8 protein-coding genes are annotated in these 10,366 nt (G+C 45.2%); 7 read left to right on the top strand and 1 reads right to left on the bottom strand.

Going from position 1 to position 10,366, the window contains the following annotated elements; genetic code table 11:
- The 4 genes from QZL69_RS05050 to QZL69_RS05035 all read left to right on the top strand — a co-directional run.
- Window positions 1-450 (top strand): carbohydrate ABC transporter permease (locus QZL69_RS05050; protein WP_291518426.1); only part of this gene is annotated, 450 nt, incomplete at its 5' end.
- Between the two features lie 101 nt (window positions 451-551).
- Window positions 552-2,081 (top strand): response regulator transcription factor, encoded by a 1,530-nt coding sequence (locus QZL69_RS05045; RefSeq protein ID WP_022214138.1) that lies wholly within the window; start codon window positions 552-554, stop codon window positions 2,079-2,081.
- Complete coding sequence (locus QZL69_RS05040; RefSeq protein WP_022214137.1) at window positions 2,023-3,768, top strand: cache domain-containing sensor histidine kinase; 1,746 nt, start codon at window positions 2,023-2,025, stop codon at window positions 3,766-3,768. Before QZL69_RS05045 ends, QZL69_RS05040 begins: the two co-directional genes overlap by 59 nt.
- Complete coding sequence (locus tag QZL69_RS05035; protein WP_022214136.1) at window positions 3,758-5,455, top strand: extracellular solute-binding protein; 1,698 nt, start codon at window positions 3,758-3,760, stop codon at window positions 5,453-5,455. Before QZL69_RS05040 ends, QZL69_RS05035 begins: the two co-directional genes overlap by 11 nt.
- Window positions 5,456-5,521: 66 nt before the next feature.
- Here the strand turns inward: QZL69_RS05035 and QZL69_RS05030 are convergent, their stop codons facing one another.
- Complete coding sequence (locus QZL69_RS05030; RefSeq protein ID WP_022214135.1) at window positions 5,522-7,789, bottom strand: glycogen/starch/alpha-glucan phosphorylase; 2,268 nt, start codon at window positions 7,787-7,789, stop codon at window positions 5,522-5,524.
- A gap of 167 nt (window positions 7,790-7,956) precedes the next feature.
- Between QZL69_RS05030 and QZL69_RS05025 the strand changes: the two genes are divergently transcribed.
- The 3 genes from QZL69_RS05025 (at window position 7,957) to QZL69_RS05015 (ending at window position 10,016) form a co-directional block, all read left to right on the top strand.
- Complete coding sequence (locus tag QZL69_RS05025; RefSeq protein WP_022214134.1) at window positions 7,957-8,832, top strand: AraC family transcriptional regulator; 876 nt, start codon at window positions 7,957-7,959, stop codon at window positions 8,830-8,832.
- 268 nt (window positions 8,833-9,100) lie between these two features.
- On the top strand, window positions 9,101-9,394 hold the full coding sequence (locus QZL69_RS05020; RefSeq protein ID WP_022214133.1) for an autorepressor SdpR family transcription factor: 294 nt from the start codon (window positions 9,101-9,103) through the stop codon (window positions 9,392-9,394).
- Complete coding sequence (locus QZL69_RS05015) at window positions 9,369-10,016, top strand: SdpI family protein (protein WP_022214132.1); 648 nt, start codon at window positions 9,369-9,371, stop codon at window positions 10,014-10,016. The genes QZL69_RS05020 and QZL69_RS05015 overlap by 26 nt, the downstream gene beginning before the upstream one ends.
- Window positions 10,017-10,366: the final 350 nt, after the last annotated feature.

The raw sequence follows: 10,366 nt of genomic DNA, 5'->3' as shown, positions 1-10,366 counted from the left end.
ACAGCTGATACCTTACGTCTAAACAATCCATACAATATTTGTATTATCTATCTTGGATTTGGTGCAGGTCTGGCGGTCTTTATGTTTACAGGATTTGTAAAGGGTATCCCGCTTGAAATCGAAGAAGCGGCTCTGATCGATGGCTGTACACCTCTGCAGGTATACTTCAAGGTTCTGATCCCGATCCTGAAACCAACAATTATCTCTACCGCGATCCTGGAACTGATGTGGGTATGGAATGACTACCTTCTGCCGACACTGGTACTGGATATCAAGAAATATCGTACCATTCCGATGGCAGTCCAGTATTTCCGCGGAAGCTTCGGACATGTGCAGATGGGACCGATGATGGCAAGTATCATGATCGATATCATTCCGATCATTATTGTATATCTGGTATGCCAGAAACACATTATCGAAGGTGTTGTAGCCGGCGCAGTCAAAGGCTGATAATTACATAACGAAAATTCAGTCTCCGGGAAGAAATATTCTTTCCGGGGACTTTGTGGTATAATGAAAAAGATAAATATAAGACACAGACAGGAGAATGCATGACAAACGTTTTAATTGTAGATGACGAAAAAATCGAACGAGAGGGGCTGAAATATCTGCTTTCCAGAGAGGAAGGAGAGCGTACCGTCTTTGAAGCGGCCAACGGCAAACAGGCGCTACAGGTTCTGCGCTCCGAGGATATCCAGCTTCTTCTGACAGATATCAAGATGCCGCACATGACCGGCCTGGAGCTTTCAAAGAAAGCCAAAGAAGAAAATCCCAACCTCCAGATCATCATATTTAGCGGCTTCAGCGACTTCACCTTTGCGCAGGAGGCGATCCGCTACGGTGTGACCGAATACATCCTCAAACCGGTAAATCCGGATGATTTCCACAAAGTGTTGGAGCGCGCAGAGAGCGAGATCAGCAAACGAAGAAAAAAAGAAAGCCGCGAGATCAAAGAGAAAAACTTCCTTCAGCAGTATTTTCTCCAGAGCTATCTCTACTCCGGCAAAAAAGAGATCCTGCAAAAAGCCGGCGAACTCATTGATCTGGACAAGTGGAACAGCTGGCACTGCGCGATCCTGATCGAGTCAGATGTGGCACTTTTTGATACAGCAGAAGAAAATCTGGAACAGGAACTGCAGAAAGAACTCCACAGGATGTTTTTCTACATGAACCTGAATGCAAGACAGTCACTCATTCTGTTCCAGGATGTGTACTGCGATTATCAGCTTGTGGCAAATCATATCTATAATTTCCTGAAACGTGAGTACATGGAGCGGTTTTATCTTGCCGTGAGCAGGAAGTTTGACGGATGTGAAAGTCTTCCATCTGTTCTGGAGCAGCTGGAACAGCAGATGGAGGAGAAATTCTATCATCCGGACAAGCATGTGTTTACCAATGAGGATGAAGTGCTTGGCATGGCAGTCGGAGAAGTGCAGGATTCTCAGCTTATGCAGGCGATTTCCGAGGATATCACCCGCAAGGATATAGAACAGCTCTGGAGACATTTTGAATGCCTTAAGGAAAAATACCATGATAACACCCAGTATTCTGCGATGTATATCAAATTTGTATTTTCTAACGTGATCCAGGAGCTTTTTCAGGAAAACCAGTTTTCCGGTGAGCACAAACTGGAACACGAGATCGAACGCCTCTATAACTGCAGGAATATTATGGAGATCCTTTCTGTGACAGAGGACAATATCAAAGAGTACGAGGCTTTTCTGGAGCGTTCCATGAACAGTTCAAGGAATGAAGTGACTGCCGTCAAGAATTATATCTATCAGCATTATGAAGAAGACCTGAATCTGGAAATGCTGGCGGAAAAAGTATATCTGTCTTCCGGCTACTTAAGCTTTATCTTCAAAAAAGAGACCGGCATGAACCTCAATCGCTACATCCGTGTCTTCCGTATGAAAAAAGCCAAAGAACTTCTCTGCAGTACCAACATGAAGGTAGCACAGATCAGTGAAAAAGTAGGATTCGCCAACGTTTCCTATTTCTGCCGGAGTTTCCGGGAATATTATGGAAGCAGCCCGGAATCTTACCGGAAAGGAACAGGAGAGGATGAACAGACTTCGTAAATGGATCAAAAACATGAAATACCGGCACAAGCTGACGATTCTTCTGGTCGTGACTGCCTTGGTGCCGATGACAGTTCTTGCCCTTTATGCCCACAGCAGACAGAGTACGATGGTCCGAAGCAGTGATCTGGAGGATATGCAGTCGATCATCGACCAGACGAAGGAGAGTATTGACAGTCAGACTGCCGTTTACAGCAGTCTTTTGAATTATCTTACTTATTCGCCGGATATTGAGGAGATCATCAAGGAAAAAAACATCGATAATTACACGGCATATGAGAAATACACCGAGATCGCAGATCCTCTTCTGTCCGTGCCGAAATCCTATCACGATGCGATCAACCGCATTCAGCTTTTTGCCGAGAGCATTCAGGTAGAACACGAGTATACCCTGGTCCCGCTTGCCAAAATGCAGGAAGAGTGGTGGAGCAGTGAACTCAAGAACGATGTGCGGATTCAGTGGATGGTAGATGCAGACCGCAAAGAAGTTACCGCTGTCCGTATGATCTATAGTGGACAGAAACTGGATGCCGCAATCTGCATTTCGCTGGATTATGACAAGATCTTTCAGCCGCTGACCAATATCCTCACGGATGAGAATGGAGGAATGATCGCGGATGAAAATGGCACAGTCCTTTACAACAGAAGCAGCCTGGAAGGAACAGGTATCCAGAAAACAGACAAAGCAGGTACCGCTATCAAGAAACTCAGTGAAACCTGTGCATATACCAGTGCAGAAAGCGAAGAAAACAGCTGGACTTTTTATCTCTACAAAAGCCAGAAAGCGATCTCCGGTTCTGTCCGCAGGCTTCTTCTGGAAGAAATCCCCCTGATCGCGGCATGTGGTCTGATCATCCTGTTTCTGGGGATGGCTTTTTCCCGACTGTTTACACGTAAGATCGAAGAGCTTACCAGAAATATGGACCGGGTAAACCACGGAAGCAGGGAAGTTACCGTAAGCAGTGATTCTGAGGATGAAGTAGGAATCCTGATCAACAGTTTCCACAGCATGATGGATGAGATCAACCGTCTGATCGATGAGGTCTATGTCAACAAGATCGCATTGAAGGAATACGAACTGAAGGCACTGCAGGCGCAGATCAACCCGCATTTTCTCTTTAACACCCTTTCCATGATGAACTGGATGGCGATCCGGAGCAATCAGATGGATATCAGCAAGGTTACACTTGCATTGTCGACGTTTTACAGGACGGCACTCAGTAAAGGCGAGGACATGGTCACGGTCGAAAACTGTATCCGGAATATGGAGGCATATCTGGAGATCCAGCTTACCATGCATGACAACAACTTCACCGTAGAATGGGAGACAGACCCGGAGATCAAGAATGAAAAAATGCCGAAACTTCTTCTCCAGCCAGTTGTAGAAAACGCGATCGAACACGGCATTGACGAAAAAGAAGAGGGAGACAAAAAGATTTCCCTGTCGTTCAAAGGCGTAGGAGATGATGTCGTGATTACCGTCCGTGACAACGGAATGGGAATGGAACAGGAAAAAGCAGAGACACTTGTCGCTTATCAGGCGAAGGGGTATGGGCTTAAGAATGTCAATGACCGTATCCGACTGCTCTACGGGGAGGGATACGGGATCCGGATCTTCAGCGCACCCGGTGAGGGAACAAATGTTGTGATGAGATTCCCGAAGGAGGGCAAGAAACATGAAGACTAAATGGAAACTGCCCGTGATCCTGGGATGTATCGTAAGCATGATGTTAAGCGGATGCAGCAGTGTCTCCAGAGAGACAGATAAGAGTGAAACATCGACAGAAACAGAAAACACAGCTTCCGCAAAAGAAACTGTCCGCACCGGTACCTGGGAAACAGCCGCGCAGACACCTTATGGAGCATATCCGGAGCTTGTGACCTATACTCTGGGACAGATGAGCGGTACAAACAATTCGAACCTCCCGGATGGAAATACTTACGAAGACAATGCCTACACCCGTTATCTCCGAAAGATGCTGAACATCCAGAACAAAAACGTCTACATGGAGAGAGAAGACCGTTACGATGAATTTGTAAATATCCTGGTCAAAGACCAGACGCTCCCGGATGTTCTGGTGGTGTCGGACAGAGAAACACTCAAAGAACTGGTCGATAATGATCTGGTGGCAGATTTGAGTGAGGTTTACGAAAATTGCACTTCCAAACGAATCAAAGAAATGTTTGAGAGCTACGGAAGCGACCTTCTGGATTCTGTGAGATTTAACGGAAAACTGATGGCGATCCCGGAGACTGTCACAGACCATGGACCGCGTCTGATGTGGCTGCGCAAGGACTGGATCGAAGAACTGGGGCTAGAAGAACCCAAAACGCTGGAAGATGCATTTGATATCGTGGAGGCATTTACAGAAAACCGGATGGGAACAGAAGACGGAGAAGACCCGATCGGCCTTGTCTGTGACACTGATCTGGTGGGAAGTACCAGTTCCAGTTATTCTGTCGATCCTGTTTTTGATAAATTCCATGCAAGCCCGCAGAGGTGGATCAACCAGAATGGAGAGATCGTTTATGGCTCTCTGACAGAAGAAACAAAAAACGCCCTCAGCTATCTGCATGAACTCTACGAACGTGGTGTACTGGATCAGAACTTTGCCCTGCGTGCGCAGAACAATCTCAGAGATCTGGTGGTAAATGGAAACTGCGGAGCTTTTTTTGGACTCTGGTGGACGCCGAACAATCCTCTGATGGATGTCTATGAGACAGACCCGGAAGCGGACTGGCAGCCATATTATCTGCAGGAAGCAGACTGGCAGAATGTGTATGATAGCTTCCGCGATAATAAATATGTTGTTGTACGTAAGGGTTATGAGCATCCGGAGATCGTGATGAAGATCATCAGTGTGCTGTTTGACTACACCAGATATGGAGCGCAGGATGCAGACGAGGTGAATGCATATTTTGCCCTGAATGTCGATCCGACGGCAAGACCGCTGGTCATCAACATTGATTATAATGAGGCGACGTTCCAGATCACCAAGGATATCCAGAGCGTGATGAGTGGCATGCGAAAAGAAACAGATTTAAGTGCGATCGAGAAATCCTACTATGATGCAGCAGAAAAATTTATCCAGGGAAGATCAGAGACAGCAGAGGACTGGGCGGCATACGAGTCCAGACTTGCAGCAGTCGGGCGGCTGATCGAGGGAAATTACCGGACGACTGCGAAGCGGTATCTGGATGACAGTGACGGCGAGATCCCGAAATCACTTCAGCAGTTAGAAAAAGACAGTTTTATCCAGATCATCATGGGCGTACAGCCAGTTGATTATTTTGACGAGTTTGTAAAAGAATGGTATGAACAGGGTGGTGAAGAGCTGACAGAACAGCTCCGAAAGTCTAATCCAGGAGAATAAAAAAGCAGAGAGGAAGTTTCAGGATTTCCTCTCTGCTTTTGCTAAAGATTAAGTTTTGGTGTTTTTTTATTTCCCAAGATGCCAGATATCATTATCATATTCTTTAATAGTCCTGTCAGAAGAGAAGAATCCGGCCTGTGCGATATTGATCAGAGTTCTGCGGCTCCAGTTTTCCTGATCTGCGGCGTAGTCAGCCATTGCCTGCTGTTTACGTACCACATAGGCGTTGAAATCCGGAAGAGTCTGGAACCAGTCTTTCCAGATCAGTTCATTCTGGAGACGTTTCAGATGTTCCTCATCGCCGAAGGAGAGCATTTTTTCGCTGGTGAGGAAGTCAATCGCACGACGAAGGTTCGGGTCTGCCTCGTACCAGTCTTTTGCACAGTAATCACCGACTGCATAGCGGTGGATGACCTGTTTGCTGCTCTGACCAAAGATATAGATGTTGTCGTTTCCGACTGCTTCGGAGATCTCCACGTTTGCACCGTCCATGGTTCCGAGAGTCAGGGCACCGTTCAGCATGAATTTCATGTTTCCTGTTCCGGATGCCTCTTTGGAAGCAAGGCTGATCTGCTCAGAGAGATCGCAGGCAGGGATCATCATTTCAGCAGCAGAGACGTTGTAGTTTTCTACAAAGACGAGCTGCATCCATTTGGAAACTTCCGGGTCATTCTCGATCACCTGAGAAAGTGTGAGCAGTCCGTGGATGATGTCTTTGGCGATAATGTACGCAGGAGCTGCCTTGGCACCGAAGATGCTGACCAGCGGAACGCTTGGTATATGGCCGGCTTTGATCTCCAGATACTGATGGATCAGGAACAGAAGATTTAACTGCTGGCGCTTGTACTCATGAAGCCGCTTGGACTGGATGGTGAACATGGCATCTGTGTTGACTTTTATACCCTGTTTGTGAAGGAGCCATGCGGCAAGTGCTTCCTTATTCTGCTTTTTGATCTCAGAAAGTTTCCTGAGGACATTCTGATCATTCGTATAAGCAAGAAGTTTTTTCAGCTCGGAAGCATCTTTTTTGAATCCGTTTCCGATCAGGCTTTCGATCTCGTTGGTCAGAGATGGGTTGCATTTCAGAAGCCAGCGGCGGAAGGTGATGCCGTTTGTCTTATTGTTGAATTTCTCAGGATACAGATGGTAGAATCCTGCCAGTTCGCTTTCTTTGAGGATCTGTGTGTGCAGGGTTGCGACACCATTTGTAGAATGTGAGAAATGGATATCCATATGAGCCATATGAACGACCTGATTCTGGTCGATGATCGCAAGGGAGCCATCCTCCGTGCGGCTTTTTGCCAGGGCGTCCAGTTTCTCGATGATCGGCATGAGCTGTGGAACAACGGTGTCCAGATAATGTCTCGGCCATTTTTCCAGGGCTTCTGCAAGGATCGTGTGGTTTGTGTAAGCGCAGGTGTCGGTAACGATCTGTACAGCCTCCTCAAAATCAATGTCATGGAGCATCAGGAGACGGATCAGTTCCGGGATCACCATGCTTGGGTGTGTATCATTGATCTGGATCGCAGCATAGTCGGCAAGGTTATGGTAATTGCAGCCTCTTGCGGCACATTCCTCAAGGACAAGCTGTGCGCCGGCAGAAACCATGAAATACTGCTGATAGATACGGAGCAGACGACCGTCCTCATCAGAATCATCCGGATAAAGGAAAAGGGTCAGGTTTCTGGCGATATCCTTTTTGTCAAAGGAGATTCCATCACCGATCACAGATTCATCAACACTGTCAAGGTCAAAGAGGTTCAGGGTGTTGGTACGGCCTTCATATCCTGTGACCGGAAGTTTATAAAGTCTTGCAGAATATTCTTTTCCCGCCAGAGACACTGGGAAGACCGTATCTGTAGCTTTGGCAGCGCAGCTGTCAGTCAGCCAGAAATCAGGAGTCTCGTTCTGGACGTTATTTTTGAAATTCTGGCGGAAAAGACCACAGTGATAACGGAGTCCCACACCGTCTCCTGGCAGATTCAAGGTAGCAAGGCTGTCGAGAAAACATGCGGCCAGTCGTCCGAGACCGCCGTTTCCAAGGCTTGGTTCCGGCTCCTGCTCTTCAATATCAGCCAGAGACTTACCGGCTTCTTTAAGAGCTTCCTTTACATCATCATAAAGGCCGAGATTGATAAGGTTATTGGACAGCAGTTTTCCAATCAGGAATTCTGCTGAAATATAATAAAGCTTTCTTCCGGTTACGTTCTGAACCTGTTCCTGGCTTTTTTCATCGACCAGTTTCAGAAGTGCGTGATAAAGTTCCGCGTTGGAAGCGGTTCTGATATCTTTGCCGCAAAGTTCGATAAGTTTGTTTGTCATGGTTTCACTCATGTGAGCCACTCCTTTCATAGATACATTGCTTTAGAAGCTTTTAGTGGTTGTCAGAAAACATCTTGTACCATGTTATGGTTATATTTATATCACATATAGTTTGTCGTTTCTTGTAAAAATCTTGCAAATACTGATACTATCCTATCATCAGAGGAGAAAAATACATTATGGAAAAAGAAAACACGCAGAAATACCAGGAGAAGAAACAGCATGGGAGCAGACTGTTTCCTTTTAATATCTATCCATGTACGATCCCGTTGGATTTTCCGTCAGTTTCTCTTCACTGGCACAAAGATATGGAGCTGATCTATGTCAAAAAAGGAGCTGGAGAAATTCAGATAGAAACTACGTTGTTTCTGGGAAAACCGGGTGATATTTTTGTGGTGCCTCCGGGAACACTCCATGCACTTCGCAAGGCAAAAGGATTTTCGATGGAATATGAAAATATTATTTTTGAGATGGATTTCCTGGGAGCCGGAGCAGCGGATCTGTGTGCAGGAGAATTTCTCGTGCCTCTTGCGGCGGGAAAACTGCTTCCTCCTGTCTGTGTGCACAAAGAGGAAGAAGATTACGAAGAACTGAAACAATGTTTAAGCCAGATGGAAGATCTGTGCGAATCCAGAGAAAAAGGCTATGAACTGGGAGTAAAAGCAGCGGTTCTTCAAATGCTCTTTCTTCTTATAAGAAAATATCCATGTGTCAAAGAGGTGTCTTCGCCGGACAGAGAACGTTTGAAGGTGGTTCTACAGGAAATTGAAAAAAATATCAGTGAAAACCTTACAGTCAGAGAGATCGCAGAGTTCTGTGGCTGGAGTGACAGCCACTTTATGCGGTGGTTCAAAAAAATGACGGGTCTGAGCTTTATTTCGTATGTAAATGAACGGAGACTGGCAGTGGCAGCAGAAGCGCTGAAAAAATCGAATGATAAGATTCTGAGTATCTCTCAGGAGGCCGGTTTTACCAATCTTTCAAATTTTAACCGCCAGTTCAAAAGCAGATATGGTGTCACGCCAAAAGAATACCGCGAAATGACAGATATTTGAGCAGAAAATAGCGTAAAAACGTTGAACCTAAGATCATACATGCACTGCAGAAATATATGTATGCATAAATGGATATATGAAAATGTGAAAGACCATCGGAGGAAACTCTGGTGGTCTTTTTGCATTGTAAAATGAGAAACCGGGACTGGAAAAGTTTTTGTCAGATAAGTATTTAGATAAAATTCTAAATACCTGTTGACAAAAGAGCGAAGAAGACATATATTGTATTTAGAAATATTTCTAAATAGTTTTCGAAAGAGGGCAGAGGATGGCTTTTGCAGATACGTTCAAGGCACTGTCTGATCCGGTCAGGAGAGAAATTTTACAGCTTCTCAAAAATGGCAGGATGTCGGCCGGTGAGATTGGAGGTCATTTTGATATGACCGGGGCAACGATCTCCTATCATCTGAATATTTTGAAGAAAGCGGACCTGGTCTGGGAGACGAAAGTAAAGAACTTTGTTTACTATGAGCTTAATACATCTGTTGTGGATGAGATCCTTCTCTGGCTGAAGGATCTGAAAGGGGGAAACGACAATGATGAGTATGATAAAGAAGTATAAATGGACACTGATTCTGACCGGAATCGTGACACTGAGCCCGATTCTTTTTGGAGTCCTTTTCTGGAATCAGCTTCCGCAGGAGATACCAACACATTTCAGCGGGGCAGGTAATACTCCGGATGGATGGAGTTCCAGGCCGGTTGCAGTATTTGGGCTTCCGGCGTTTCTTCTTGGGATGGAATGGTTCTGCCTGCTGGTTACGGCAATTGATCCGAAGAAAAAGAATATCAGTGACAAGATGATCCGAATTATCCTGTGGATCATTCCTGTGATTTCTGTTGTTGTTGCTGTCTGCATTTATGGAACTGTCTTTGGGAAAAAGTTTGATATCGGAATGCAGATGAATGTGCTGGTTGGGATTGTATTTATTGTTCTTGGAAACTATCTTCCTAAAGTAAAACAGAATCACAGTATTGGACTGAGGTTTCCGTGGACACTGAATGATTCAGACAACTGGAACCGTACACATCGGTTTGGAGCGTGGGTATTTATTGTCGCAGGAATTGCAATGTGCATCAATGGATATTTCAAATCAACAGCAGCTCTGGGAGTTATTATTACAGTGACGATAACAGTGCCTGTGCTTTATTCTTATATTCTTTACAGGAAAGAGCAGAACTGACCGGGACAACGTTTTGGCGAGACTGGAGAAGGTTTCTGGAAAAAACTTGAAAAAAGTGTTGACAGCCCGGTTGGAACGTGATATTCTAACTGAGCTGTCACAAAGAATTGATTCTTTTGAACACACAATTTAAAAAGTTTTGAAAAAACGAAAAAAGTTGTTGACAGGGAATTGATGATGTGATAGAGTAGACAAGTCGCTTGAACGAGCGACAGATCATAAGAAAATGTCTCAAAAAAACTTGAAAAAAGTGCTTGACATACATTGATGAATATGATAAAGTGAACGAGCTGTCGAAAGGCAGTGAGAAACAAAGAACCTTGATAACTAAACAGTGAAACACATACGAT

This window comes from Blautia sp. CAG:237 (assembly GCF_000436615.1).
GTDB classification, from domain to species: Bacteria; Bacillota; Clostridia; order Lachnospirales; family Lachnospiraceae; genus Blautia_A; species Blautia_A intestinihominis.
Note: the sequence above shows the minus strand (reverse complement) of the source record. Positions and strands in the feature narration are given on the sequence as shown.

What these genes read in the sequence shown, in the direction of transcription:
- QZL69_RS05045 (WP_022214138.1), top strand. Translation starts at nt 552, where the DNA reads ATGACAAACGTTTTAATTGTAGATGACGAAAAAATCGAACGAGAGGGG.
- QZL69_RS05040 (WP_022214137.1), top strand. Translation starts at nt 2,023, where the DNA reads ATGGAAGCAGCCCGGAATCTTACCGGAAAGGAACAGGAGAGGATGAAC.
- QZL69_RS05035 (WP_022214136.1), top strand. Translation starts at nt 3,758, where the DNA reads ATGAAGACTAAATGGAAACTGCCCGTGATCCTGGGATGTATCGTAAGC.
- QZL69_RS05030 (WP_022214135.1), bottom strand. Translation starts at nt 7,789, where the DNA reads ATGAGTGAAACCATGACAAACAAACTTATCGAACTTTGCGGCAAAGAT.
- QZL69_RS05025 (WP_022214134.1), top strand. Translation starts at nt 7,957, where the DNA reads ATGGAAAAAGAAAACACGCAGAAATACCAGGAGAAGAAACAGCATGGG.
- QZL69_RS05020 (WP_022214133.1), top strand. Translation starts at nt 9,101, where the DNA reads ATGGCTTTTGCAGATACGTTCAAGGCACTGTCTGATCCGGTCAGGAGA.
- QZL69_RS05015 (WP_022214132.1), top strand. Translation starts at nt 9,369, where the DNA reads ATGATGAGTATGATAAAGAAGTATAAATGGACACTGATTCTGACCGGA.